Raw genomic sequence first — 26,285 nt, forward strand, 5'->3', positions numbered from 1 at the left:
TTTTGGGCTGAAAACAACTCAACATCATAGGAATATCACCTATGAAACGCTTATTTCTGGTTTTGACTACCGCCATTCTAGTGCTATCTATTCTGGCATGCTCTAAGTCTCCTGAATCCAAAGAAATTAAGGTGGCAGTATCGCCAGCCTCTCCTCCAATGTTGTTTGACGATAAAGGTCAGATTGTTGGTGTAGATATGGATATTTTTCAAGGCTATTGCCAGTCTCGCGCTTGCACTTTCAAGGTTGCTTCCGTATGACTGGGCAGGTATGCTCGTGGCAGTGTCTAGCGGTCAAGCCAGACGTTGCTTTCTCTGGAATATCTATCACCGATAAACGTAAAGAGGTAATGGATTTTTCTCAGCCTTACTATGACAACGCTTGGCATCTTGTAAGCATGAAGAAGAAAAATATTGAGATCACCGATTTAAATCAGTTAAAAAATACTCGATTGGTTATCCTCGTGGTATGGCATACGACGACCTTATTAAGAATGAATTAGAGCCAAAAGGTTACTACTCATTAAGTAAGGTAAAGCTCTATCCTTCATACGCAGAAGTTATCACCGATTTGCAAAATGGAAACCTAGATTTAGCATTCATCGAAGAGCCAGTATTTCTGAATTATGAAAATAAACTCAATCTCCCAATTCAGAGTAGCTATGTCTTTAAGGGATTTGATAAATTAGGGTTCGCTTTTGCCAAAGGTTCAAAATTGCGCGATGATTTTGATAAGTACCTCAACGAACTTGGCCCTGAAAAAATTAAGGCTATCCTTGATAAATGGATGAAGTAAGTTAATTCGGTATCTGTAACATACATTAGTATAAGAAGGTATATCTTCTGTGACTTTCTTGGATATTCTTGCTCTGTTATGGCAAGGGGCTTCTTATACAGTTATTGTTACGCTCGTTTGTTCTTTAACGGGGCTAGCGGTTGGTTTGGTGCTCGCTAGCCTTCGTCGACTTCATCTTCCTATTCTCACTTTTAGCTGAGGTATTTCGGGGCGCATTTAATTCGGTAGATCCATCAGAGGTGCTTGCGGCGCAGGCCATGGGTATGAGTCGCATTCAGGTGCTTTGGTATATCGAGCTGCCTCAGATGCTGCGATTTTCTGCCCCCGGCATGGTGAATGAGTTTACCTCAATCCTTAAATTCTCCCCATTTGCCTATACCGTTGGAATTCCAGAAATCACGAAGCAGGCGATGACCCTGACATCTACCACCTTGCGAGGTGTAGAAATTTATCTTGCAGTTGGTGTTTTGTATTTCGTCATTTATCGAATCTGCCTGTTTGGCGTACAGATTTTGAGTAAACGCTTTCAAATTCCAAGGATTAATCCTGCATGATGTCACTACTCAAATTCACACATTCAATTTTTTTCTGAGAGGATGACGCGTGGCGTTAATACAAGTTCGAGATCTCGTTAAAGAGTTTGATGGTCAAACCATTTTATCTAATATCAACCTGGATTTAAATGAGGGCGATGTTAGGGTATTAATGGGAGCCTCTGGCTCAGGTAAATCTACTCTGTTGCGTTGTTTAAATCGCTTGGTTGAGCGCCCACCTCTGGGTCAATTGTCTTTAGAGGCAACGAAGTGCTTGACTCTAACGTCAATGTCCGAGAATTGCGTAAGCAGATTGGATTTGTGTTTCAACAATTTGCTCTCTATAGTCATCTCACAGCACTAAATAACGTTTCACTTGGTTTGCGAGAACTGCATGGCATGGGTAAGTCTGAGGCCAATGAGAGGGCGCTCTTAGAGCCCTCTCATTTGGATATGGCCTCACATCAAGACAAGTATCCTTCTCAGTTGTCTGGAGTCAGAAGCAACGAGTTGCAATTGCTCGTGCCTTGGCGATGGACCCCGCAGTGCTTGTAATGGATGAGCCCACTTCAGCTTTAGATCCAGTCATGTCGAGAGATGTAGCTGATTTAATTAATCGCTTGCATAGCGAGAGGGCATTTCTATGATTTGCGTGACCCATGATTTAAATTTGGCCCGCAATATATCCGATACGGCGATGTTCTTAGATCGTGGCGTTATTCGCGCAAATGATCGTATTGCTATGCTTGCTAAACATCCAGATCCAGAGATTCAAGCATTCTTTGGAAGCGAGGAAAAGGTTTGATGAGCACCTGGCCTTCCTTTGCGAGAGATCTTTCGGAGCAGATGCCATTAATCTTGGCTGGCTTGCTAAAGACAATTGAGCTCGCCGGCCTCATTAGTATTTCTGGACTGGTCTTGGGCGTAGCAGTTTTTTTATCTCACTCTTAGTAAATATGGCGTCGTACGCAAATGTATTAATGGATACATCCCCTTCTTTATTGGGATGCCTCTGATTGTTTTGTTATTTTTAATGTACTACGGCTTGCCGCAGTGGGGTATTCGTTTATCTCCATTTACAGTAGCCTTTTATTGGCTTTGCCTTTAATGTTGCTGCCTATAACGCAGCCTATATGAAGACTGCTTATAACGGTTTAGACAAGACACAACTAGAGGCTGCTAGCGCTCAAGGATTTGCACCTTTGCAAATATTTTGCCTGATTACTTTGCCACAAGTGATGCGCTTATCTATTCCAGCGCTAACCAATCAAGTAATTGCAAATTTAAAAGATAGTTCTGTCGCTTTCTTAATCCAGTACACCGAATTTTTCGCATAAATTCAAGAATTAGCCGCAGCCAATTTCCAATTCTTTAAAGCATATTTAGTAGCAGCCTTAGTATATTTAGCTCTCGTTTCTATCGTCGTCTTGTACGTACGTGCAATCGAGCGGCGCTGCTTTATTCCAGCTTAGTCTTTATTTGTATTAGGCAAAAAAATAGCGATCTTCGGATCGCTATTTTGTTTAGTAAAGATCTTGCTAAATTATTTGGATGTCGGCATAACAAACTCTGCCCCTTTAGCAATGCTTTCAGGCCAGCGCTGCATCACGCTCTTTTGCTTGGTATAGAAGCGGACACCTTCCTTGCCGTATGCATGCATATCGCCAAAGATCGATTTTTTTCAACCACCAAATCCATGCCAAGCCATTGGCACGGGAATAGGTACATTAATACCCACCATGCCAACTTGAACGCGGCGAGCAAATTCACGGGAAATATTGCCATCGCTTGTAAAGCAAGCTACGCCATTGCCAAACTCACATGAATTTACAAGGTTTAAAGCGTCTGTAAAATTAGCAACACGTAAGCAGGATAGAACTGGTCCAAAGATTTCTTCTAGATAAATCTTCATATCTGGAGTGACGTTATCAAATAAGGTCCCCCCAATAAAGAAGCCATTTTCGTTGCCAGGAACTTTCAGTCCACGACCATCTACAAGCAACTTTGCGCCGAAAGCTACACCCGCTCTATCGATATAGCCAGTAATGCGCTCAAGAGCTGCCTTAGTGACAATAGGGCCCGTTTCGGCATCAAGCTCTCCATACCATTTTAACTTTGAGAGTTTTGGTACATTCAATCAATTTAAGCATGATCTTATCTGCAACATCACCAACCAATACAGCTACAGAAATCGCCATACAGCGCTCGCCAGCAGAGCCATATGCGGCTCTCCTACGAGTGCATCAATGGCTTTATCAATATCGGCATCAGGCGGCATGATGACCATATGATTCTTTGCGCCACCCAATGCTTGGGAGCGCTTACCAAAGTGGGCGCAACGCTCGTAAGTATAGTTAGCAATTGGAGTTGAACCTACAAAATTTACTGCTTTGATATCGGGGTTCTCAATCAATGCATCAACTGCCTCTTTATCGCCTTGGATAACGTTGAATACTCCATCTGGTAATCCTGCTTCCTTAAGGAGTTTGGCCATAAATAAGGATGCAGATGGATCTGTTGGGCTTGGCTTCAAAATAAAGGTATTGCCACAAGCGATGGCCATTGGGAACATCCACATTGGCACCATTACTGGGAAGTTAAAAGGAGTAATACCGGCTACCACTCCTAAGGGTTGGCGCATGACCCAGTTTACCAATATCTGTAGAAACTTGCTCTGTATAGTCGCCTTTGAGTAACTCTGGGATACCTGTTGCAAACTCAACAATTTCAATGCCACGGGTTACTTCACCTTGAGCATCAGTAAATACTTTGCCGTGTTCAGCGGTAATAATGGCAGCTAATTCATCGCGATTGGCATTTAATAGCTCAAGGTACTTAAAGAGAATGCGCGCACGACGCAACGGGCTTGTTTGACTTCAGGTCTCAAATGCTTTTTGAGTAACTGCCACTGCAGCATCAACTTCTTTGCGGCTGGCAAGCGCAACACGACGAGCAACGATTCCTTTTGTTGGATTGTGCACGTCGGCGAAGCGACCATCTTTTGGGTTGACCACATTACCGCCAACATAGTGGCCAATATCTTCTTTTAATTCAAAGGCTTGAGGTGCGTTCATAGTCTCTTGTGGTGAGTAATTTAAAGTTTTGGGTAAAAAAGTCGCCTGGCTGGATGGCCTGCATAACTTCTCTGTCTCGTTTATTCTGCTTTTTAAGTATTCTATCGCTTTATGACTATTTTCGTATTTTTGACCTATTTTTAGGCTTTTTAAGGCAATCCATGAGTCTTTTATTCTCCAGTTACACCCTTCATTCCCCGCGTGGACCTCTAGAGCTGGCCAACCGTATCGTTGTAGCCCCAATGTGTCAATACTCGGCCAATAACGGCGAAGCTACAGACTGGCATCTAATGCATTGGGGAAATTTACTCAATAGTGGGGCAGCGCTCTTCATCATTGAGGCTACTGGGGTCAATCCAGAGGCCAGAATTACTCCTGCCTGTCTTGGTTTGTGGGGATGACCGTACCGAGGCAGCGCTCAAAGACAAGCTGACTCGTGCGCGGGCCTTAGCCCCAGCAACTCCGGTTTTTATTCAACTAGCTCATGCTGGGCGTAAGACCTCTAGCGCCACTCTATGGGATGGCGGACAATTGCTTGCTCAGGATAAGGGTGGGTGGGAGACCTTGGCACCCTCTGCAATACCTCAGCTTGAAGGAGAGCGTCTACCCCACGAATTAAGCAAGCAAGAGTTGAAACAACTGATTGAAGACTTTGTTTCGTCGGCAAAGCGCGCTGATCGTGTTGGTGTTGATGGTATAGAACTGCATGGTGCTCATGGGTATCTTTTGCATCAATTTCTATCGCCTATTGCAAATCAACGCACCGATGAATATGGTGGATCTTTTGAAAACAGAATTCGCTTTCCTTTAGAGTTGTTTGCAGCTGTAAGAGCAGCTTATCAAGGCGTGCTTGGCGTCCGCATATCGGCTAGTGATTGGATTGAAGGAGGGTGGACACCTCAAGAGACTGCAGAATTTGCTAAAAAACTCAAACCTATGGGATGTGATTTTGTTCACATTTCCTCAGGAGGTATTTCGCCAAAGCAAAAGATTGCTATTGGTTCAAACTATCAAGTGCTGTTTGCAAAAATTGTTAAGGATGAGTCAGGCTTGCCAACCATGACGGTCGGTTTAATTACAGACCCTCAGCAAGCCGAAGATATTTTGCAGGCGGGTAATGCAGATTTAATTGCTTTGGCAAGAGCCTTTTTATATAAACCACGTTGGGCTTGGGAAGCTGCTGCGGCTTTGGATGGAACGGTAACAGCTAATGAGCGTTATTGGCGCTGCTTGCCACGTGAAGCACAAGCAGTATTTGGTAGCGTAAAAATTGGGCAAAGATAAGCCTCAATAATAAAAATCTGGAGACAACGATGAATAAAAATAGAGTGATAGGTAACGTGTTGGCGGTATTAAGCGTCGGCTTGGTGGGATTTGCATCTGCACAGTCATTTCCGGATAGGCCGATTACCTTGGTTGTGCCAAATCCTCCAGGTGGACTTGTTGATACCTCTGCGCGCCTATTAAGCGAGCCTTTAACACGGGTGATTGATCAGCCAGTCATAGTCTAACAAGCCAGGCGCGAGCGGTAATACCGCCTATCAGTATGTTGCTAAAGCAAAGTCAGATGGTTACACCTTGCTGATTTCATATTCCGGTTATCACGTTGGCAACCCCGCTTTATTTGAAAAATTACCTTGGGGATCCTATTAAGGATTTTTCCCCTGTAGCCTTGTTAACGGTTTCTACTAATGTGATTGCTGTTCATCTCTCCGTGCCGGTAAACAATCTTAAGGAGCTGATTGCTTATGCGAAGGCTAACCCTGGCGAGTTAAATTACGCCTCACAAGGAAATGGCTCGGTATCCCATATTGGTACAGAAATTTTTAAGCAGACCACCGGTGTAGATATGGTTCACGTACCTTATAAAGGTTCTGGTCCTGCGATTCAGAATGTTTTAGCAGGGCAAGCAGCGCAAGTATTTATCAGTACGCCTCCATCAGTAATGCAGCACGTTCAAAGTGACAAGCTTAAGGGATTGGTGGTTACTGGTAAAAACCGTCACCCTGGTATGCCAAACGTGCCGACTACCGCTGAAGCTGGTCTTCCCTCATTTCAATTGGAATCATGGGTTGCTTTGTATGCACCTGCTGGCACGCCTGCGCCCATCATCACTAAGTTGACCAATTCAGTAAAACAGAGTTTGGCCATGCCAGAAATTAAAGAGCGCTCAGATGCTGTGGGAGTAGAGCTGCGCTATCTCAATCCAGCGCAAACCGACGCGCTACTGAAGAAAGAAATTCCTTGCTGGGGTAAAGCCATTAAGGCTGCAAACATTACACTCGATTAAGTAAATTTTATGCCTGATCTCGCAAAACGGGATCAGGTAATGCAAGCGCAAAAGCTCTCGCAGCACTGAGTAAGAAATGATCTTTCCCTGGGCCCGCTATGAGCTGTATGCCTACCGGTAAACCATTAGGGCCAAAGCCCATATTCAGGTTGATGCATGGCAAACCTAAGAGAGTCCCATCCTCTACAAAAAATGGGATCTCCCGTACCATCCTTGATGTTTGGGGCTTCGCCAATAGCGCTAGGAGCAATCAAGATGTCGATCTCATTGCTAAATAATTCTGCAACAGATGCTCTTGCCTTATTGGTAAATTGCAAATCTTTGGCATATTGTTCGTAGGTAATTTCTGCGCCTTCGCACATTTGTCTACTGAGCTGTGGACTTAGTTTCTTAGGGTAGTGAATATGCTCGAACGCTAGACTTCGAGACATCTCAGAGAGCATGATGCGAGATTGTGCTTGGGCAAGTCCATCACAAGCCTTGGTAATTTTTGGTCTCCAACAACTCCTTTGGAGATTGCTTCAGCTGCGTGACGTGCAACAGCAAGTGCAGTTGCTGTTTCCTTGTGCGCAAGCGACCAATTGGATGTTTTGCAGATACCAATGCGGGGTTTATTCTGCAAAGTCTCAATTTTTGCAAGGCGATGATCACCGCTCATTGCGGCAACGCCTAAACCAACATCTTCGATGGTTCTGCCGAAGCATCCCATGGTATCAAGGGTAATGGAAAGGCTTTTAATACCAGCGATACTTACTTTACCCAAGCTTGGTTTAAAGCCAACGATGCCGCTAAAAGGATGCTGGTCGAATAATTGAGCCAGCTGTTTAGCTGCCCGTAGCTAGGGGGCACCATAAAGTCTGCAATAGCGGCTGCAGAACCACTAGAAGATTCGCCGGGCGTATGTTTAGGATGGTGGGGGTTAGAAGTGATGCCGCTTTTGAAGGTGGCAAATTCTGTAGTGACTGTTTTTCCAAGAATGATGCCTCCAGCTTGACGCATCAGGGCTATAGAGACTGCATCAGCACTTGGGTAATGATTTGCATAAATAGGTGACCCGTAGGAAGTGGGTAGATCGTAGGTGTCATATAGATCCTTTACCCCGATCGGAAGCCCATGCAATATGCCCTGAAAAGCGCCTTTATCTAGGGCTCTAGCTCTAGAGAGGGCATTTTCTTTGCCTAGGCTAGCCCCAAGCCTTCACGATGCTTTCTTTTTGACCTATGCGGTCGAGGCAGGAGAGCAATAGATTGGTCGCCTTTATCTTTCTTTTGGCGAGTGCTTTAATGGCTTGTGTGGCGCTGAGGCTTTCTAGATCTTTCATTTCACCATTCTACTTATGTGGCGTATGGTCGCAATTTAAGATTTAAGTCCGAGAAATTTGATTGAAAATAAGTAAGAAAATGAAGCAACATACTGTACGTGAAGCATGGTTAGAAGACGCAGTTCGGCACTTAGAGCCTGTATTTTCAAAGGCTGGCTACGCAATACCTCCCGTAAGAGTTTCTTGTGGTTTTCCAGCCTCTAGTAGCCCCCGAACGACTTTGGGTCAATGTTGGCCACGTGAGCGCTCAGGAGGCGGTGTCAATGAGATCTTTATCTCTCCAAAGTTGGACGAGCCTGTTCAGCTTTTGGATATTTTGGTCCATGAGCTCTGTCATGCCGTAGATGATTGTTTTAGTGGTCATGGCGAGGATTTCAAAGGAATTGCTCAAACGGTGGGGCTAGAGGGTCCCGCCAGAATGGCGCATGCTACTGAAGAGCTCACTGTCAAACTGATGATGATTAGCCAAGAACTGGGCCCTTATCCCCATCAGGCGATTGTTTTTCCGCCTCCAAGGCCTAGCAATGCAAGTCGAAGCAAGGCAAAGTGTGGGCAATGTGGTTATGAAGTCACGCTGCTAAAAAAGTGGGCCAGTTATGGCGCCCCAATCTGCCCTAAAGATAATATTCGGATGCTTGAGGCGGTTCCAGAGACTATCGAGAGCACGTCTGACTATGACGGCAAATCAATTGAAAAGGGTGGCAAAAACCCCCCGATGAAATTCGCCGCGCTATTAGCTAGACATTTGTAAAATTTCGATTTAATTCAAAATAATACGAGACAGACTATTTATGAACACCAAAAAGATTTTTAAGAACCCAAAAATTACCGTTATTCCAGGAGATGGTATTGGTAAAGAGGTAATGCCTGAAGGTGTTCGTGCACTTGAGGCTGCGAACAGAAAATTTAATATCGGCATGCAGTTTGATCATTTTGATTTTGCTAGATGTGATTGCTATCTCAAGCACGGCAAGATGATGCCCGATGATTGATTTGATACTCTGATGAAAGTACGATGCCATCTTCTTTGGCGCTGTTAGCATGCCAGATATTCTTCCAGACCATGTATCTTTGTGGGGAAGTTTGATTCAGTTCCGTGGAGGCTTTGACCAGTACGTCAATCTACGCCCAGTCCGCTTATTGCCTGGTGTCCCGTGCCCTCTGGCTAATCGCAAGCCAGGCGATATTGACTTCTTTGTTGTTCGTGAAAATACCGAAGGTGAATATTCCAGTGTCGGCGGAAAAATGTTTCCCGATACTGATCGTGAATTTGTGATTCAGGAATCAATTTTCATTAGACAGGGAGTCGATCGAATTTTGCAGTACGCTTTTGATTTGGCGAAAAGTCGTCCAAAAAAGCATTTGACATCAGCAACCAAGTCCAACGGTATTGCTATCACAATGCCATATTAGGATGAACGTGTTGAGGCAATGTCAAAGAAATTTACTGATGTAAGAACAGATAATCTAGGTAAGGCGATTGCTGCAGTAATCTAATGAAGTCTAGTTTGCGGTACTTAAGGAACTCCAAACGGGGTCCTTTTTACTTGCTTTCGCAATTTCTGCCAGAATTTTTTCATGAGACAGTAAATCGTCAGCACTGGCAGATAGAATTTTTAAATTCTGTGGCAAGGTTTTACTATGACCAGTTGAGTCGGTACCAACGGTGTAATCAATTAGATCAATGGAGAGATCCTCTTGACCTCTCGTCATCGCTACATAGACTTCAGCAAGTAATTGAGCATCCAATAACGCGCTATGCAAAGTACGGTGTTTATTGCTAATCGAAAAACGTTCACATAAAGCATCCAAAGAATTTCGCTTGCCAGGGAACATTTGGCGAGCATCTAATAGCGTATCGGTAATCTTCGATGCAAGATTGCGGAATGGCGGACGCTTCAATAAAGCGAATTCATTATCCAAAAATCCTAAGTCGAAGGCTGCGTTATGAATCACGACTTCAGCGCCATCCACAAACTCTATTAGTTGCTCAATAATATTAGCGAAGATGGGTTTATCGGATAAGAATTCTCTTGAAAGGCCATGAACCGCAAATGCCCCTGCATCAATATCGCGCTCTGGATTGATGTAGTAATGAAAGGTTCTATCGGTGAGGCGACGCCTAACCATTTCCACGCAACCAATCTCAATAATTCGATCTCCGGTGGCTGGGTTTAAGCCTGTTGTTTCGGTATCGAGAATGACTTGACGCATTAGGTTCCTTCTAGGACGGAAGCTGGAATATCCATTGGGCCATTACCAGCAAATTTGTCAAGGTAAAGATAAATCACCGGCGTGATGATGAGTGTTGCGAATTGAGAAAAAATCAGACCGCCAGCAACGCTAATACCTAGAGGTTGGCGAAGTTCAGCACCAGCTCCTAAGCCAAATGCAATGGGAAGGGCGCCCATAAGAGCTGCGAAAGTCGTCATCATAATAGGGCGGAAACGCAAGATACAGGCTTCTCGAATCGCCTTTTCTGGAGTCATCCCTTGATTGCGTTGTGCATCTAGAGCAAAGTCAATCATCAAGATGGCATTCTTTTTTACAATACCTATGAGCAACAGGATTCCAATAGAGACGATGTTAGTTAGTTTAAATCCAAATATGCGTAATGCCAAGATTGCGCCAATTGCTGCAGAGGGTAAGCCAGCCAAAATGGTCAGCGGATGAATATAACTCTCATATAAAACGCCTAGCAAGATGTAGATCACCCCAAGGGCGGAGAAAATCAATATCAACTGACCAGATTGATTGCTTTTAAATACAGCGGCATCTCCACCATAACTCGTAATGATGGACGAAGGGAGGTCTATAGCTTTAGTAAATTCTTCAATTTGTTTTGTAGCATCGCCCAAGAAAACATCCGGAGCTAAATTGAAGGAAAGGGTTACGGCAGGAATTTGACCTTGATGATTTACCGCTGTTGGTCCAACAGTACGCGTAAAACTAGCTAGACTTGATAGTGGAATCAGCTTATCGGTAGCGCGACCCCGCACAAAGATTTTATTAAGATCAGCTTCATACTGACGGTCTTCAACAGCAGCTTCTAAAATGACATAGTAAGTATTAACCGGTGTATAAATTGTGGATACCTGTTTCTCGCCAAAGGCAGAATAGAGCGCGGTACGAATATCGGCAATATTGACGCCGGCACTTGCAGCCTTTTCTCGATCGATATTGATTTTGACATTTAGACCCTTCATTTGCGAATCGCTGGTGACATCCCTGAATATGGGGTCAGCACGCATTTTTTGCATGAGCTTATCTGCCCATTCATTTACCCCTTCAAAGCCTACGCTCTGAAGAGTAAATTGATGGCGACTCTTACTGCTTTTGCCCCCAAGTTGCAAATTCTGGACAGGCCGCATATACACTTGAAGGCCTGGAATGTCTTTGAACTTCGTGCGCAAGCCTTCCATAATCTTTGCCATTTTGGCGCGATCACTTTTGGGTTTGAGAATGATAAAGATTCGACCCGTGTTGTAGCCTGAGCTAGCACCGCCGCCAATCACTGAAATAGAGCTCGCCACATTGGGATCTGTATTAACCAACTCGGCTGCTTGATCCTGTAATGCCAGCATAGCTCTAAAAGATATATCTTCAGAAGCTTCTGTGGTGGCCAAAATTTGGCCAATATCTTCCTCGGGGAAGAAGCCTTTCGGGCTGTTGACAAAAAGTACCACCGTAATAACAAAAGTGGATAAAGCACCCCATAAGACAATCTTGCGATTCTTTAGTGCTAAATCCAAATAATGAATATAGGTTTTAAGCATCCAATCAAAAATAGGCGATCGAGTTTTTATTGATTGCATACTCTTTTGCATGTTGTCCTGGCTTTGGTAGAAAACGGCTACAGAGCATCGGCACTACAGTCAAGGAAACAACAGCAGATACCAAAATAGATAGTGAAACAACTACCGCAAATTCTCTAAAGAGCAAGCCTATTGGACCGGCCATAAAAAAGAGCGGAATAAAAACTGCTACCAAAGAGATGGAGATGATGGTAAAGCCAACTTCTTTACTACCTTTGAGCGAGGCTTTTAATGGATCCATGCCTTGCTCAACATAACGCATGATGTTTTCGAGCACGACAATTGCATCATCCACCACCAACCCAACCGCCAACGTAATACCCAGAAGGGAAATGTTGTCGAGACTGCATCCCATAAAGTAAGGCAAGAAAAAAGCACCAATTAGTGAAATAGGTAGGCTAATCGATGGAATAATGGTTGCCGAAATATGCTTCAAGAATAAAAAGATTACCAGTATCACTAGCAACACCGTTAAAGCTAAGGTGAGATTGACGTCATGGATTGCTTCGATAATAGAAAGAGAGCGGTCATTTAAAAGCTGCAGCCTGATCGACTCAGGCATTTGTTTTTGTAGCTGCGGTAGCAATTGTTTAACGGCTTTCACTACCTCAACAGTGTTGGCCCCAGGTTGCCTTAAAACAGCAACTGCAATAGAGCGCTCTCCATTGGAGCTGGCTAGAGTTTTGACATCCTCATAACTTTCAATTACCTCAGCAACATCTTTTAAGTAAATCGGCAAGCCATTCTTCTGGCTCACAATTAAATTAGCAAATTCTTCAGGTCTGACTAATTGAGGATTCGCATAAATAGTAATTGCCTGCCGAGGACCATCCAGTACGCCAACGGGACTATTTAAGTTTGCTTTATTCACTGCAATGGCAACATTATCAATAGTAAGGTTGCGATTGGCTAATGCATCAGGGTGAACTCGAACACGAACGGCATAGCGCTTGGCACCATACACCAGAACTTGTGCAACACCACTAATGGTTGATAGGTTTGGTGAAACGAGATTTTCTGCGTACTGGTTAATGTCCGAGAGGCTGATAGAGGGTGAGCTCATGCGCACTACCAAAACCGGAGCATCAGAAGGATTAATTTTTCGATGTGACGGAGGTACGGTCATTTCGATTGGCAGACGTTTCTGTGCACGTAACAATGCTGCCTGAACATCAACTGCCGCCTTATCAATATCTCTATCGTTATTAAATTCAAGGGTAATGCTAGTGCTACCCAATGAATTTATTGAACTAATAACGTTAATACCGTCGATAGTAGAAAATTCTTTTTCGAGTGGCAACGCAACCGCAGATGCCATGTTCTCTGGTGAAGCGCCTGGCAAAGAAGCGCTTACAGATATGACTGGTGAGTTAAAGCTAGGTAAAGCCGCAACAGGAATTTTGAGATAAGCAACAGTTCCTGCTATGACAGTGGCTATAGAAAGCAACACCGTCATTACGGGTCGCCGAATACATAACTCAGAGAGCGTCATTTTTTCTCAGTAGATGAAGATGAGGTCGGATTTTTGGCTTCTCGAACCTTACTTCCTGGACGCAAGTTTTGCTTGCCTTCAAACACCACACGGTCACCAGATTCAATGCCTGTGACAACAGTTAATCCTTGGTATTCATAAATAACTTTAATCGGCTTAGAAACTGCTTTACCGTCTTTATCGATCACATAATACCATCTTGCCGCGGGCATTAATAATGACTGCTTGAGATGGGACTGCTAGGGCATTTTTTAACGTATTCGCTACTAGAGACACTCGAGCAAACGGGGCCGGGCAGGAGGGTTCTATCGTCATTTGGAATCTGCGCTTTAACACGCACAGCTGCAATAGAAGGGTCTACTTGGTTATCGATCACTAAGACTTTTCCTTCATAGGTTTTTTCCCGCTTTCGCCCACCATCACCTTGACGGTCATTGCTTCTCCATCAAGCTGGTTTTCTAGCATGATGGGAATATCTTTCTCTGGAATCACAAATTGAACATAATAGGGTTCAATTGAGTAATGGTGACCATTGAGCCAACACTTGAAGTGGCGGTAGAGCTAGTTGCAGTTGAAACAATATTGCTGGCTTGTACAAGTGATCCAGGAAAGACATTGACAATGCCTGCTCGACCGTCAATGGGGGAGCGAATGTAGTCAAACGATAACTGGACCTCAGCGGCTCTAGCCGCAGCTTGTGCCGACTTGGCATTTGCAAGGCTGGTCTCTAAACCCGCCTGGGAGATAAAGTTTTTTGCAACCAACTCCTTGGCGCCTAACATACAGCAGTATCAGCAATAACAAGATTCGCCATTTAAATCGAACAACAAACGATTTAACGGTCAGATAGTCCAATCGCTTTAGCGCATCAAATCTGGGCGACTGCTTTTGCCAAAGCGAACATAAGCTGGCTTTGATAGCATTTTTGAATTGCACAAGCTCGGCGAGCGCCTTGTCGAATGAGGATTCTATTTTTGACGCAGTCTCTTTTCTAGGATTTATATAGGTTTTTTACTGTTTTAGGCCTTTTGAAGCAGAATCATTCTCTCATAAGATGGCCAAATCGGTGCTCATAAGGCAACCTGATCCTTAGGGTAAAAATTCCTCTGCCCCTTTATTGGCAAGTTGATCTGCCAGCTTATTTCCAGGGTGTCCATTATGTCCCCGCACCCAATGCCACGATATTTCATGGTCTGGGAGAAGAGAATCCAGTTCTTGCCATAGGTCTGCATTTTTTACTGGGTCTTTGCTGGCCGTTTTCCAGCCTCTCTTTTTCCAGCCTTCCAACCATTCGGTAACCCCTTTTTGGACGTATTGAGAATCTGTCCAGAGTTCTACGGTACTACGCTGTTTTAATGCTTTTAAGGCAAAAATCACTGCGCAGATTTCCATTCGGTTATTTGTCGTCAGTTTTTCGCCGCCATGAATATGCTTTTCAAGACCTCCCGAGCGAAGTACTGCACCCCAGCCGCCAGGGCCCGGATTACCTTTGCAGGCGCCATCGGTATAAATAACTATGTGGGGCTGTTTGGAATGGGGCATAAATTTAATCTGAATTGCTGTGCTTCAGTTGTTTTTGGAGGTTGCTTCGTTCAGTTGCGGGGTTCAATTGCTTGATTGCCGGAATTCTAGCTAGTGTAGCCGCGCTAACCATCCGCATTCCCTGTTGGCGTTTAATGGCAGAAACTAAAAAGACTGCGCCAAATATTGGCCACCAGCGATTGCCCATTTTTTCAAGGAAGTTCATTTTCCTCATGACGGACTCACCTTGAAGCGGGAACTTGTAACATCCAAAATGTCCTCGATCCAATGAAAAGTTCAGAAGTTCTAGCCAGTCTTTGATGCGAATCAGGCTGATAAATTGGCCATCTCTTGGGAGGTAGGGGGTTCCAATCAATCTACTCAGATACTGTCGAGCGCCCCATAAGCTTGCGGGATTAAAGCCAGAAATAATCAGGCGCCCCTCAGGCCTCAAGACCCGATCTACTTCTCGTAATATTTGATGGGGGTCTGTGGCGAACTCTAAAACGTGTGGCAAGACAATTAAATCTAAACTTTCGCTAGCAAAAGGCAGTTCTGCGCTATCCCCTTGAATGAGATGCCAGTTAAAACGGGCTGCGTGACTACGATTGTCATTGGAATGTATGAGGAGGGCCTGCAATGGCATGCGGTTTTCATTCAATGTATTCAATTGGGGGAACCCAATTTGAACCGCATGAAAACCAAACACATCGGCAACTATTTGATCAAAACAGCCCTGTTCCCAAGCCAAAACATAGCGCCCAGGAGGCGATTGCAGCCATTTCTCCCATGAGCTCCAGGGGGGTGCGGGCATCTGAGAGGGGATGGGTGGGGTTGGTATCATCGGCATATGGATAAGAATACTTTATTGCAAGTTTGGCCCATACCGGCTTTTGATGATAACTATATCTGGTGCATTCACGATGGCAGCTCTGCTTTAGTGGTAGATCCAGGCGACTCTGTGCCAACGCTAGAATTTTTGAGGGAAAATAATTTGTCTCTCAAGGGAATTTTAATCACCCACCATCATGCAGACCACACCGGCGGTATTCAGAATTTAAAACAAGTTTTAGGTGCTGACATACCTGTCTATGGCCCGGCAGGGGATAACATTCCAGGTCGTACAGTGATTGCGATGCAGGATGACAAAATTGAAATAGTCGCTCCTCGCATTAGCCTTAAAGTTTTCGAAGTTCCTGGGCATACCTTAAGTCACATTGTTTACTTTGCAAATATGCAAGCCAATGTAGTTGAGCCAATGCTTTTCTGTGGAGACACTTTATTTGCATCAGGATGTGGCCGCCTATTTGAGGGTACGCCGACACAAATGTCACAGTCCCTGGGTAAATTTGCATTATTACCAAAAAATACCTTGGTTTACTGCACACATGAGTACACCTTATCCAATATTCGCTTTGCATTAGCTGCCGAGCCTAATAACCCAAATCTTCTGTCTTGGGCGGAAGAAGCCAAGTTACTCAGGGAGCGGGGTAGACCAACTCTACCAACGACCATAGGACAAGAGCTTCAAGTAAACCCTTTTATGCGATGTGATCAACCAGAAGTCATTGCGATGGCTAAAGAGATTTCAGGTCAAACAGAATTGCCTACACCGGCGCATGTCTTAGCAGTGATACGCGCCTGGAAAGATCGTTTCTGATGCGTATGCTGTATGCAGCAGTGGTTATTGCTGCCCTTTTGAGTGGATGTGCAAGTACTGGAGATTGGTCTTCTGATACGCCAACGAAAGCTAATCCGAAATCCTCTAAGGCTACTCGAGTTAATCTCAAAAATCAGAGCGTAAGCAAAGTCTACGCGCCATCAGATAACTTGTGGCTACGTATTCGGGATGGATTTCAGATGGAGCCAATGAATAATCCATTAGAGATCGAACAGGTGCGCTGGCTAAGTGCTCGCCCAGATTACGTTCATCGATCTATGGCGCGCTCCTCCCGCTATCTGTTCTATATCGTTCAAGAAGTCAACGCACGGAACATGCCAACAGAAATTGCGCTTCTGCCATTTGTTGAAAGTGCTTTCGTCACGAATGCTAAATCAAGCGCAAAAGCAGTGGGGCTATGGCAATTCATGCCGGCTACAGGTAAAGATTTTCGACTCACCCAAAATATTTTTAGGGATGAACGTCGTGATGTCTTGCAATCAACCGATGCTGCTTTGGATTATTTGCAGCGTTTATACAACCAGTTTGGCAGCTGGGAATTGGCTTTAGCGGCTTATAACTGGGGTGCCGGTAATATTTCCAAAGCCCAAAAACGCAATGCAGCTGCAGGCTTAGCAACTGATTATGAGAGCCTTACTTTACCGCGCGAGACTCGTAACTATGTCCCTAAGTTGATGGCTTATCGTCAAATTGTGTTGGATCCAAAGGCTTATGGGATAGTCTTGCCGGAACTTGAAAATCACCCATACTTTGTTGCTTTGGACGTCGGCAGCGATATTGACGTTGCGTTAGTTATTAAGTTAGCTGAAATCCCAGAAGACGAATTTCATAGCCTGAATCCATCATTTAATAAGCCAGTGATTTTGAGCAATGCCAATCAGCAAATCTTGCTGCCGTTTGGACATGCCGAAATTTTCCAAGACAATCTGAAGCAATACACCAAACCCTTATCTTCTTGGACGGCTGTTCAGGTAAGTAAAACTGAAAGCGTTGATCAGGCAGCCAAAACTTTGAGTGTGGCTGTAGATACTCTTAGGGAGGTTAATAACATCCCTAAAGGAATGCGCATCCGCGCAGGTTCAACCGTTTTGATTCCAAAAACGAGTCGACGCCCCGAAGATGTGTCGACTGCCATGGCTGAAAATGCTAGCTTAAGTCTAGAAAAACCAGCTCCACCAACGCCAAAGTGCCCAAAACCCGCAAAAGGAAGCAAGGGCGCCAATATGGTTAAATGTTCAGCACCGAGTACAAGCAAATCCTCTGAAAAGGGGGTTTCTAAGGGTAATTCTTCTGATAAAAAAAATGCTGCGTCTCAGCATAAATCCGTATCGACAGGACTTGCAAAATTTGCGAAAAATGGTAGTTCTGCCGTCCAGAGTAGCAATAAGGGTAGTAGAGGGACGAGCAAAAGTCAGTAATTCCAGTAACTTTTTTAAAAGAAATCAGGTTGACCATGTCCTATAAAGCACACCACGAACGCTCAATTAAAGACCCAGATGGATTTTGGGGTGAGCAAGCACAGTTAATCCATTGGGAAAAACCATTTGATAAGGTGCTTAATTACGACAACCCCCCATTTACAAAGTGGTTTGAAGGCGGATTAACTAATCTTTGCTACAACGCGGTAGATCGTCATTTAAAAGATCGTCCTGACCAAATCGCTTTGGTTGCCGTTTCAACAGAAACTAATCAAGAAAAAGCCTACACATTTAAAGAGTTATACGAAGAAGTGAATCGTATGGCAGTAATTTACAAAGCTAACGGCATATAAAAAGGAGATCGTGTACTTGATCTATATGCCGATGATTGCTGAAGCCTGTTTCGCCATGTTGGCGTGCGCTCGTGTTGGCGCAATTCACTCTGTTGTGTTCGGTGGTTTTGCTTCATATAGTTTGGCATCTCGGATCGACGATGCGAAGCCAAAGCTTATTGTTACAGCTGAAGCTGGTGCTCGTGGTGGTAAAGCGGTTCCATATAAGCCATTGCTAGATGAAGCCATTACGCTTGCCGAGTACAAGCCAGAAAAAGTATTAATCGTGAATCGTGGCTTAACAGAATTCACAACGGTAGCTGGTCGTGATTTGGATTGCGCAGCTGAGCGTCAAAAACATTTGAACGATGTAGTGCCAGTTGAGTAGGTTGACGCTACTCATCCTTCTTACATTCTCTATGCCTCAGGCACTACTGGGAAACCAAAAGGGGTACAGTGCGATCTGGCGGCTATGCAGTTGCACTAATGTCCACCATGAACCACATCTTCTGTGGCAAAGCTGGTGAAACCATGTTCACTACCTCTGACATTGGTTGGGCCGTTGGCCATAGCTACATCATTTATGGACCATTGCTTAATGGTATGGCCACCATCATGTACGAAGGTACGCCATTGCGCCTAGACGCAGGTATTTGGTGGGAGCTCGTTGAAAAATACAAGGTTTCAGTGATGTTCTCTGCACCGACAGCAGTTTGAGTGCTTAAGAAACAAGATCCTGCATTCTTAACGAAGTACGACCTTTCAAAATTGCGTGCTTTGTTCTTGGCGGGTGAGCCTTTAGATGAACCAACCGCTAGTTGGATTCATGATGCTATTAAAAAGCCAATCGTCGATAACTATTGGCAGACTGAAACTGGCTGGCCAATGCTTGCTATTCAACGTAGTGTCGAAGTGATGCCTCATAAGTTTGGATCTCCGGGGGTTCCATCATTTGGTTACAACATGAAATTGCTTGATGACGCCACTTCTGAGGAGCTAGGTCCGGATCAAAAAGGCGTGATTGCAATTGAAGGCCCACTTCCTCCAGGTTGTATGCAAACGGTTTGGGGTGATGACAAGCGCTTTATTAGCACTTACTGGGAAACCATTCCCGGCAAATTAATTTATTCCACCTTTGACTGGGGTATTAAAGATAAAGACGGTTACTTCTTTATCCTCAGGCGTACTGACTGATGACGTGATTAACGTATCGGGTCACCGCCTAGGCACTCGTGAAATTGAGGAGAGTATTTCTAGTCACCCAAATATTTCAGAGGTTGCTGTTGTCGGTATTGAGGACAAACTCAAAGGCCAAGCTGCAATTGCTTTTGTAATTCCTAAAGAGGCTTCTAATACAGCAACACTTGAAGCAGAATGCATGAAGACCGTTGATAGTACCCTTGGTGCAATTGCTCGTCCTGGATGGGTATACGTGGTCACCGCTTTGCCAAAGACACGTTCTGGCAAGATCGTGCGTCGTGCCCTTCAGGCTGTTGCTGAAGGTCGTAATCCGGGAGACATCAGTACGATGGATGACCAGACTGTTTTAGCTCAAATTAAGACCATCATTGAGCAAAGCGCTAAAGCCTTAAAACTAGTAACTTTGAATAAATTGCTCCTCCAGCCCAACCACTGGGGGAGTTTTTCCTTTTAGGACTTCATTTGATAGGGTATTCAAGGGTTTACGAGTAAAAATGGTATGATTACGGAGTTCGAAACTTAATAAATACCCTAGCGCTTAAAGACACTCACCTCCCGCAAATACATCCCCGGGCTGGTCTTTTTGGGGGTTTTGAGCGTCGGATGGAGCAGGGACTGGAGATGATTTGTCACCCTTGCTTCCTTCTTTTTCCCCCGCCGTGTTGGCTCTTGCCGACGGCACCTTATTTCCCGGATTCAGTATTGGCGCTCCTGGCGAAACTACCGGCGAAGTCGTTTTTAACACTGCATTGACTGGTTATCAGGAAATCATTACTGACCCTAGCTATTCCCGTCAGATAGTCACCTTGACCTATCCTCATATTGGAAATGTCGGTGTTAATAGCCAAGACGCAGAATCTGATCAAATTCATGCCGCTGGCTTAGTGATCAAAGATTTGCCTAAACGTGTTTCTAATTTTCGTTCTGAGGGCTCGCTGGATGACTACCTCACGAAAGCTGGTGTTTTAGGCATTGCAGGGATCGATACTCGCAAGCTCACCAGAATTCTTCGCGATAAGGGCGCCCAATCCGGTGCCATTGTTGCTGGCAAAGTAGGTGATGATCATGAGGCATTGGGCAAAAAGACTCTTGAGTTAGCCAAGGCATTTCCTGGAATGGCTGGTCTAGATCTTGCTAAGGTTGTCACTACACAAAAGCCATACGAGTGGCGTGAAGCTGAGTGGGATCTGCACGGCCCTGACGGCAAGCCAGCATACAGATCCTTAGACACAAGCAAACCCATTAAAAAAGTAGTTGCTTATGACTTTGGTGTGAAACGCAACATTCTTCGGATGCTTACTGAGCGGGGCTGTCAATTGACAGTTGTCCCTGCACAAACAAGTGCAGCAGAAGTATTGGCCATGAATCCAGACGGCGTATTTTTCTCGAATGGTCCTGGTGATCCTGGTCCTTGTGATTACGCTATTGCTGCTGCAAAGGAGATTATTGAAAAAGGTATCCCGACCTTTGGCATCTGTTTGGGCCATCAAATTATGGGTCTGGCTGCTGGCGCTAAAACATTGAAGATGAAATTTGGTCACCATGGTGCCAATCATCCAGTGAAGGATTTAGATACTAGTCGTGTAGCGATTACTTCTCAGAATCATGGTTTCGCTGTTGATGCCAATACATTGCCTGACAATATTCATGTCACTCATGTATCTTTGTTTGATGGATCATTGCAAGGAATGGCTTGGAAAGATAAGCCTGCTCTTTGCTTCCAAGGACATCCTGAGGCCTCTCCTGGTCCTTATGACATTGCCTATTTATTTGATCGTTTTGTGGAGCTAATGAATGCTGCCAGCAAGAAGGAGGGCAAATAATGCCTAAGCGTAGCGACATTCAGAGTATCTTAATCATTGGTGCAGGTCCGATCGTGATTGGACAAGCCTGCGAATTTGACTATTCAGGTGCACAGGCTTGTAAAGCCTTGCGTGACGAAGGTTACAAAGTTATTTTGGTAAACAGCAATCCTGCGACCATCATGACCGACCCTGAGATGGCCAATGTAACCTATATTGAACCAATTACTTGGGAAGTAGTAGAGCGCATTATCGCTACTGAAAAACCAGATGCTATTTTGCCTACGATGGGCGGTCAAACTGCACTAAATTGTGCTTTGGATCTCCATCGTCATGGTGTGCTTGAGAAATACGGTTGCGAACTGATCGGAGCCTCGCCTGAAGCGATTGATAAAGCTGAAGACCGCCAAAAATTTAAAGATGCTATGACCAAGATTGGTCTGGGTTCTGCTAAGTCTGGTATTGCCCATTCAATGGATGAGGCCCATGAGGTTCAGCAGCGGATTCAAAAAGAAACGGGCAGTTCTGGATTTCCGGTGGTTATTCGTCCATCTTTCACCATGGGTGGATTTGGCGGTGGTATAGCCTACAACCGTGAGGAATTTGAAGAAATTTGTAAGCGCGGTCTCGATTTATCACCTACTCGCGAGCTTTTGATTGAAGAATCTCTCCTCGGTTGGAAAGAATTTGAGATGGAAGTGGTGCGGGATCGCAATGACAACTGCATCATTGTTTGCTCGATTGAAAACCTTGATCCAATGGGCGTGCATACAGGCGATTCCATTACTGTTGCGCCTGCTCAAACTTTGACAGATAAAGAGTATCAGTTGATGCGTAACGCATCCATCGCAGTGCTTCGTGAAATTGGTGTAGATACTGGTGGTTCAAACGTGCAGTTTTCCATCAACCTAGTAGATGGACGCATGATCGTGATTGAAATGAATCCACGAGTATCACGTTCATCTGCTCTTGCCTCTAAGGCCACAGGCTTTCCAATTGCCAAGATAGCCGCTAAATTAGCTGTCGGGTATACCTTAGATGAATTAAAGAATGACATTACCGGTGGTGCTACGCCAGCTTCTTTCGAGCCATCAATTGACTATGTTGTTACCAAGATACCTCGTTTTGCCTTCGAAAAATTCCCACAAGCCGATTCTCGTTTAACAACTCAAATGAAGTCAGTAGGTGAGGTAATGGCGATTGGCCGTACCTTTCAAGAATCTTTCCAAAAAGCACTTCGCGGTTTAGAGGTTGGTGTTGACGGTCTGGATGAAGTATCTACAGATTTAGATGACATCATCAATGAAATCAATGAGCCCGGCCCGGATCGTATTTGGTATTTGGCGGACGCATTCCGAATGGGTATGGGTATTGATGAAATCTACAATGAGACTAAAGTCGACCCCTGGTTCTTAGAGCAGATTGAAGAGCTCATTGCCATTGAGACAGAGCTTAAGCAGCGCAAAATCGATAGTCTTTCTGCGCCGGAGTTGCGTTTCGTGAAACAAAAAGGTTTCTCAGATCGTCGCCTAGCAAAATTGCTCGGGATTGATGCCGCCTCTGTTCGCGCAGCACGCCATCGCTTAAAAGTAGTTCCAGTGTATAAGCGGGTTGATACTTGCGCTGCTGAGTTTTCAACCAATACCGCCTACTTATATTCCACCTACGAAGCAGAGCATGGTGAATGTGAGTCACAGCCTACCAATAAAGAAAAGATTATGGTGCTAGGCGGTGGACCCAATCGTATTGGCCAAGGTATTGAGTTTGATTATTGTTGCGTACATGCTGCCTTAGCAATGCGTGATGATGGTTATGAAACCATTATGGTCAACTGTAATCCCGAGACTATTTCTACTGATTACTACGACACTTCTGATCGCTTGTATTTTGAGCCGCTAACTCTAGAAGATGTTTTGGAGATTGTCGCCAAAGAGAAGCCAAAAGGTGTAATTGTTCAGTATGGTGGACAAACACCATTGAAATTGGCTTTAGATCTAGAGCGTAATGGTGTGCCGATTATTGGTACGTCCCCAGACATGATTGATGCCGCTGAGGACAGAGAACGCTTTCAAAAATTACTGCAAGATCTTGGTTTGCGCCAACCGCCGAACCGCACAGCTCGCACTGAAGAGGAAGCCCTTAAGCTCGCTGAAGAAATTGGTTATCCATTGGTAGTTCGTCCTTCCTATGTTTTAGGTGGTCGTGCGATGGAAATTGTTCATGATGGTCGCGACCTGGAGCGATATATGCGTGAGGCTGTTAAGGTCTCGCACGACTCTCCCGTACTTCTTGATCGCTTCCTAAATGATGCGATTGAATGTGACGTAGATTGCATCAGTGATGGCGCTACTGTATTTATTGGCGGCGTTATGGAGCATATAGAGCAGGCTGGAGTTCACTCTGGCGATTCTGCTTGTTCATTACCCCCATACTCTTTATCTGAGTCAACGGTTGAAGAGATCAAGCATCAAACTGCTGCCATGGCTAAAGGCTTGAATGTAGTTGGCTTGATGAATGTCCAATTTGCTATTCAAAATGTAGATGACAAAGATGTTATCTATGTTCTTGAGGTAAATCCTCGCGCTTCTCGTACTGTTCCTTTTGTATCTAAAGCAACTGGTTTGCAGTTGGCGAAGATTGCTGCACGTTGTATGATTGGTCAAACATTAGCGCAGCAGGGTATTCAGGCAGAAGTTAAACCAGCATATTTCTCAGTTAAAGAAGCAGTATTCCCATTTAATAAATTCCCAGGCATTGATCCGATTCTCGGACCCGAGATGCGCTCTACTGGTGAAGTCATGGGAGTAGGTAAGACCTTTGGTGAAGCATTATTTAAATCGCAATTAGGCGCAGGCATTAAGTTGCCTAAGAGCGGTACTGTGCTTTTGACCGTTAAAGACAGCGATAAGCCAAAAGCGCTTGAAGTAGCCAAGTTGCTCCATCAATTAGGCTTCCCAATGGTGGCCACTAAAGGCACGGCGGCTGCAATTGAGGCAGCCGGTTTGCCTGTGAGAGTAGTTAACAAGGTGAAGGATGGCCGTCCTCATATCGTCGATTTTATTAAGAACGGTGAGATTTCCTTGGTCTTTACTACCGTTGATGAAACTCGTACTGCCATTGCCGACTCTAGATCGATTCGCACGAGTGCTCAAGCCAATGGTGTTACTTATTACACAACGATTAGTGCAGCCCGCGCGATAATGGACGGATTACTGGCTTCGCAAAATGGAAAACTGGAGTCGCTTGAGGTTTATTCCTTGCAAAATTTACATCGGACGCTTATTTAATCTAAAATTAGCTTTTACAAGCGTAATTTTGCGCAAGAATTTAAGTTAGGTTAGTTGCATGAGCACAATTCCGATTACCAAGCGCGGTGCAGAGCTTCTTAAAGAAAAGTTGCACCGCCTAAAGCATGTTGAGCGTCCTGCTGTCATCAATGCCATTTCTGAGGCTCGAGCTCAAGGCGACCTCTCCGAGAATGCTGAGTATGATGCAGCAAAAGAAAAACAAGGTTTTATTGAGGGTCGCATTCAAGAATTAGAGGGCAAACTTTCTGCTGCTCAAATTATTGATCCAGCATCGCTTGATGTATCTGGACGCGTCGTTTTTGGCGCCACCGTTGAACTCGAAGATCTTGAGGATGGCACAAAGTTCACTTATCAAATCGTAGGTGACGATGAGGCTGATATTGCCTTGAATAAAATTTCCATCAGCTCGCATATTGCTCGCGCTTTAATTAGTAAGGAAGAGGGTGATGTAGTTGCCGTTCAGGCTCCTGGCGGTAATCGCGAAGTGGAGATATTAGCAGTACGTTATATCTAATCTGCCCATGTATGCCCAGAGACTTTTTAGCCTGACTTCTTGCCTCTGGGTTGGTAGCTTCACCATCATTGGGTTTCTGGTTGTTCCTGTTCTCTTTTCAAGCCTAGGAGATAGACAGGTAGCCGGCATAGTAGCGGCAAGCCTTTTTAAATTTACTGCATATTTTGGCGTCTTTATCAGCGCTTTATTGATGGTGGCAGCCAATTATTTTGTAAGTCAAAAGAAAACTCAATATCGCCTTACTCGCTGGATCTTGCTTGCGATGTTGTCATGCACATTAGCTGCTGCATTTATTCTGATTCCCTGGATGAATGCTCTTAGAGATCAAGCGCTATCTTTAGGGCTATCTGTTCGTGAAACAAGCAATTCAGAATTGTTTAATCGCCTTCATTCAGTCTCAAGCATAGTGTTTATGATTCAAACATTGCTTGGACTTTTCCTAGTCTGGCGGACAACAAAAAACGCCGACTAGCAGCGTTTTTCCATTTCTTGAAATTTAATAGCCCAAAGATTTTTTCTTGGTGCCGCTCATTTTGACCTTGCGTTTTTTTATAGGCGCTGGTGCAGCAGCAGCTTTTCTATAGCCGGGAGAAGACCAGCCGATTCTTGACTCAGTTGCTTCTGAACGTAATACTCTTTTCCTAGGTGTAGAAGATTTGACGGCGGCAGCGCATGCAAATGGAGGGGCGTTAGATGCAGATAGATCGGCGATATCGGATCTTTCGGAAGTACTGGTGCGTATACCCCGCTTTAGTAGGTGCTCGATTGGGTTGACGCTTTGTCCTTGGTGCTTGTAACGATTTTTTAGTCTGTTTGCTGGAGCGGCCTAGATTGCTAAGCGCTTCGTCAACTGCATCTTTAGGTTTCCAAAGAATTAATAACTTGCCAATGTGCTGCACAGGTGCAGCATCTAATTAATCACAAAGTTCATCATAGATTGCGATGCGTGCCTCTCGATCATCTCCAAAAACTCGGATTTTGATTAAACCGTGATGTTTAATTGCCAATTTGGCTTCTTTGATTACAGCTGGTGTTAATCCATCCCCGCCGCCAATCATCACCACAGGACTTAAGTCATGGGCATCAGCTTTTAGAGATTTACGTTGCGCGGCGGTAATTGTTAGTGCAGTCATGGGCTTGATGATAGAGCATTCAATGCCAGAATTCGCTCTTTAGGCTGAATTTAGAG

General features: G+C 44.6%; 22 protein-coding genes and 9 pseudogenes. 19 read left to right on the top strand and 12 right to left on the bottom strand.

The genetic code is table 11. From position 1 onward, the window contains the following. Positions 1–41 precede the first annotated feature (41 nt). The 8 genes and pseudogenes from DXE37_RS11355 to DXE37_RS11375 all read left to right on the top strand — a co-directional run bounded on the left by DXE37_RS11355 (position 42) and on the right by DXE37_RS11375 (position 2,665). Positions 42–260: a hypothetical protein gene (locus DXE37_RS11355; RefSeq protein WP_197713099.1), complete on the top strand. Its 219-nt coding sequence runs from the start codon at positions 42–44 to the stop codon at positions 258–260. After that, complete coding sequence (locus tag DXE37_RS14310) at positions 257–502, top strand: substrate-binding periplasmic protein (protein WP_197713100.1); 246 nt, start codon at positions 257–259, stop codon at positions 500–502. The genes DXE37_RS11355 and DXE37_RS14310 overlap by 4 nt, the downstream gene beginning before the upstream one ends. Further along, entirely contained in the window at positions 469–795 is a 327-nt protein-coding gene (locus tag DXE37_RS11365; RefSeq protein ID WP_197713101.1) for a type 2 periplasmic-binding domain-containing protein, read from the top strand. Before DXE37_RS14310 ends, DXE37_RS11365 begins: the two co-directional genes overlap by 34 nt. Before the next feature lie 140 nt (positions 796–935). Next, positions 936–1,349 (top strand): ABC transporter permease subunit, encoded by a 414-nt coding sequence (locus DXE37_RS05190; RefSeq protein ID WP_197713102.1) that lies wholly within the window; start codon positions 936–938, stop codon positions 1,347–1,349. Positions 1,350–1,500: 151 nt separating this feature from the next. Continuing rightward, a pseudogene (locus tag DXE37_RS14315) lies at positions 1,501–1,975 on the top strand (ATP-binding cassette domain-containing protein). Then, complete coding sequence (locus DXE37_RS10790; RefSeq protein ID WP_162786202.1) at positions 1,972–2,133, top strand: hypothetical protein; 162 nt, start codon at positions 1,972–1,974, stop codon at positions 2,131–2,133. Before DXE37_RS14315 ends, DXE37_RS10790 begins: the two are co-directional and overlap by 4 nt. A 147-nt stretch (positions 2,134–2,280) precedes the next feature. Then, a pseudogene (locus DXE37_RS14320) lies at positions 2,281–2,436 on the top strand (ABC transporter permease subunit); the annotation flags it as partial. Next, the gene (locus DXE37_RS11375; protein ID WP_269460350.1) at positions 2,420–2,665 is read left to right on the top strand and encodes an ABC transporter permease subunit; all 246 of its coding nucleotides are present in this window, start codon (positions 2,420–2,422) and stop codon (positions 2,663–2,665) included. The pseudogene DXE37_RS14320 and the gene DXE37_RS11375, both read left to right, overlap by 17 nt. 206 nt (positions 2,666–2,871) lie before the next feature. Here the strand turns inward: DXE37_RS11375 and DXE37_RS05210 are convergent. Then, positions 2,872–4,402: pseudogene (locus DXE37_RS05210) on the bottom strand (CoA-acylating methylmalonate-semialdehyde dehydrogenase). A gap of 161 nt (positions 4,403–4,563) precedes the next feature. Between DXE37_RS05210 and DXE37_RS05215 the strand changes: the two are divergent. Further along, positions 4,564–5,686, top strand: a pseudogene (locus DXE37_RS05215) (NADH:flavin oxidoreductase/NADH oxidase). 29 nt (positions 5,687–5,715) lie between these two features. Further along, positions 5,716–6,692 (top strand): annotated as a pseudogene (locus DXE37_RS05220) (Bug family tripartite tricarboxylate transporter substrate binding protein). Between the two features lie 125 nt (positions 6,693–6,817). Here DXE37_RS05220 and DXE37_RS10795 read toward each other — a convergent pair. The 4 genes and pseudogenes from DXE37_RS10795 to DXE37_RS10800 all read right to left on the bottom strand — a co-directional run bounded on the left by DXE37_RS10795 (position 6,818) and on the right by DXE37_RS10800 (position 8,013). Further along, positions 6,818–7,123 (bottom strand): hypothetical protein, encoded by a 306-nt coding sequence (locus tag DXE37_RS10795; protein WP_162786203.1) that lies wholly within the window; start codon positions 7,121–7,123, stop codon positions 6,818–6,820. Beyond that, on the bottom strand, positions 7,108–7,455 hold the full coding sequence (locus DXE37_RS13480) for a hypothetical protein (RefSeq protein WP_162786204.1): 348 nt from the start codon (positions 7,453–7,455) through the stop codon (positions 7,108–7,110). The genes DXE37_RS10795 and DXE37_RS13480 overlap by 16 nt, the downstream gene beginning before the upstream one ends. Next, a pseudogene (locus tag DXE37_RS13485) lies at positions 7,443–7,856 on the bottom strand (amidase family protein); the annotation flags it as partial. The gene DXE37_RS13480 and the pseudogene DXE37_RS13485, both read right to left, overlap by 13 nt. 19 nt (positions 7,857–7,875) lie before the next feature. Further along, positions 7,876–8,013: a hypothetical protein gene (locus DXE37_RS10800; RefSeq protein ID WP_162786205.1), complete on the bottom strand. Its 138-nt coding sequence runs from the start codon at positions 8,011–8,013 to the stop codon at positions 7,876–7,878. A gap of 79 nt (positions 8,014–8,092) precedes the next feature. On the opposite strand from DXE37_RS10800, the gene DXE37_RS05240 reads away from it, so the two are divergent. Together DXE37_RS05240 and DXE37_RS05245 are read left to right on the top strand one after the other, a co-directional pair. Then, the gene (locus tag DXE37_RS05240) at positions 8,093–8,764 is read left to right on the top strand and encodes a SprT family zinc-dependent metalloprotease (protein ID WP_197713103.1); all 672 of its coding nucleotides are present in this window, start codon (positions 8,093–8,095) and stop codon (positions 8,762–8,764) included. A 40-nt stretch (positions 8,765–8,804) separates the two neighbouring features. Then, positions 8,805–9,423 (top strand): annotated as a pseudogene (locus tag DXE37_RS05245) (isocitrate/isopropylmalate family dehydrogenase); the annotation flags it as partial. A gap of 93 nt (positions 9,424–9,516) precedes the next feature. Here DXE37_RS05245 and dnaQ read toward each other — a convergent pair. From dnaQ to DXE37_RS05270, 6 genes and pseudogenes are all read right to left on the bottom strand, one after another. Continuing rightward, positions 9,517–10,227: a DNA polymerase III subunit epsilon gene (gene dnaQ / locus DXE37_RS05250; RefSeq protein ID WP_114636820.1), complete on the bottom strand. Its 711-nt coding sequence runs from the start codon at positions 10,225–10,227 to the stop codon at positions 9,517–9,519. Then, positions 10,227–13,320 (bottom strand): annotated as a pseudogene (locus DXE37_RS05255) (efflux RND transporter permease subunit). The gene dnaQ and the pseudogene DXE37_RS05255 overlap by 1 nt, the downstream one beginning before the upstream one ends. Then, positions 13,317–13,532, bottom strand: coding sequence for a hypothetical protein (locus DXE37_RS11380; RefSeq protein WP_197713104.1), 216 nt, complete (start codon positions 13,530–13,532; stop codon positions 13,317–13,319). The pseudogene DXE37_RS05255 and the gene DXE37_RS11380 overlap by 4 nt, the downstream one beginning before the upstream one ends. 276 nt (positions 13,533–13,808) lie before the next feature. Further along, positions 13,809–14,102: an efflux RND transporter periplasmic adaptor subunit gene (locus tag DXE37_RS11385; RefSeq protein WP_231971168.1), complete on the bottom strand. Its 294-nt coding sequence runs from the start codon at positions 14,100–14,102 to the stop codon at positions 13,809–13,811. A 307-nt stretch (positions 14,103–14,409) separates the two neighbouring features. Next, positions 14,410–14,862 carry a ribonuclease HI gene (gene rnhA, locus DXE37_RS05265; protein WP_114636821.1) on the bottom strand — a complete coding sequence of 151 codons (453 nt, stop codon included), beginning with the start codon at positions 14,860–14,862 and terminating at the stop codon, positions 14,410–14,412. A 4-nt stretch (positions 14,863–14,866) separates the two neighbouring features. Then, positions 14,867–15,592, bottom strand: coding sequence for a class I SAM-dependent methyltransferase (locus tag DXE37_RS05270; RefSeq protein ID WP_231971169.1), 726 nt, complete (start codon positions 15,590–15,592; stop codon positions 14,867–14,869). 99 nt (positions 15,593–15,691) lie between these two features. On the opposite strand from DXE37_RS05270, the gene gloB reads away from it, so the two are divergent. The 7 genes and pseudogenes from gloB (at position 15,692) to DXE37_RS05305 (ending at position 25,568) form a co-directional block, all read left to right on the top strand. After that, positions 15,692–16,501 (top strand): hydroxyacylglutathione hydrolase, encoded by an 810-nt coding sequence (gene gloB, locus DXE37_RS05275; protein ID WP_114636822.1) that lies wholly within the window; start codon positions 15,692–15,694, stop codon positions 16,499–16,501. Then, on the top strand, positions 16,501–17,940 hold the full coding sequence (locus DXE37_RS05280; RefSeq protein WP_114636823.1) for a transglycosylase SLT domain-containing protein: 1,440 nt from the start codon (positions 16,501–16,503) through the stop codon (positions 17,938–17,940). The genes gloB and DXE37_RS05280 overlap by 1 nt, the downstream gene beginning before the upstream one ends. Before the next feature lie 35 nt (positions 17,941–17,975). After that, a pseudogene (locus tag DXE37_RS05285) lies at positions 17,976–19,848 on the top strand (propionate--CoA ligase); the annotation flags it as partial. Between the two features lie 259 nt (positions 19,849–20,107). Continuing rightward, positions 20,108–21,295: a glutamine-hydrolyzing carbamoyl-phosphate synthase small subunit gene (gene carA, locus DXE37_RS05290; protein WP_114637540.1), complete on the top strand. Its 1,188-nt coding sequence runs from the start codon at positions 20,108–20,110 to the stop codon at positions 21,293–21,295. Continuing rightward, on the top strand, positions 21,295–24,561 hold the full coding sequence (gene carB, locus DXE37_RS05295; RefSeq protein WP_114636824.1) for a carbamoyl-phosphate synthase large subunit: 3,267 nt from the start codon (positions 21,295–21,297) through the stop codon (positions 24,559–24,561). The genes carA and carB overlap by 1 nt, the downstream gene beginning before the upstream one ends. Before the next feature lie 58 nt (positions 24,562–24,619). Continuing rightward, entirely contained in the window at positions 24,620–25,096 is a 477-nt protein-coding gene (greA, locus tag DXE37_RS05300; protein ID WP_114636825.1) for a transcription elongation factor GreA, read from the top strand. Between the two features lie 7 nt (positions 25,097–25,103). Further along, positions 25,104–25,568: a DUF4149 domain-containing protein gene (locus tag DXE37_RS05305; protein WP_114636826.1), complete on the top strand. Its 465-nt coding sequence runs from the start codon at positions 25,104–25,106 to the stop codon at positions 25,566–25,568. A 442-nt stretch (positions 25,569–26,010) separates the two neighbouring features. On the opposite strand, the gene DXE37_RS12525 is transcribed toward DXE37_RS05305, so the two are convergent. Then, complete coding sequence (locus tag DXE37_RS12525) at positions 26,011–26,229, bottom strand: YhbY family RNA-binding protein (RefSeq protein WP_415066780.1); 219 nt, start codon at positions 26,227–26,229, stop codon at positions 26,011–26,013. Positions 26,230–26,285: the final 56 nt, after the last annotated feature.

The organism is Polynucleobacter necessarius, assembly GCF_900095205.1.
GTDB classification, from domain to species: domain Bacteria; phylum Pseudomonadota; class Gammaproteobacteria; order Burkholderiales; family Burkholderiaceae; genus Polynucleobacter; species Polynucleobacter necessarius_E.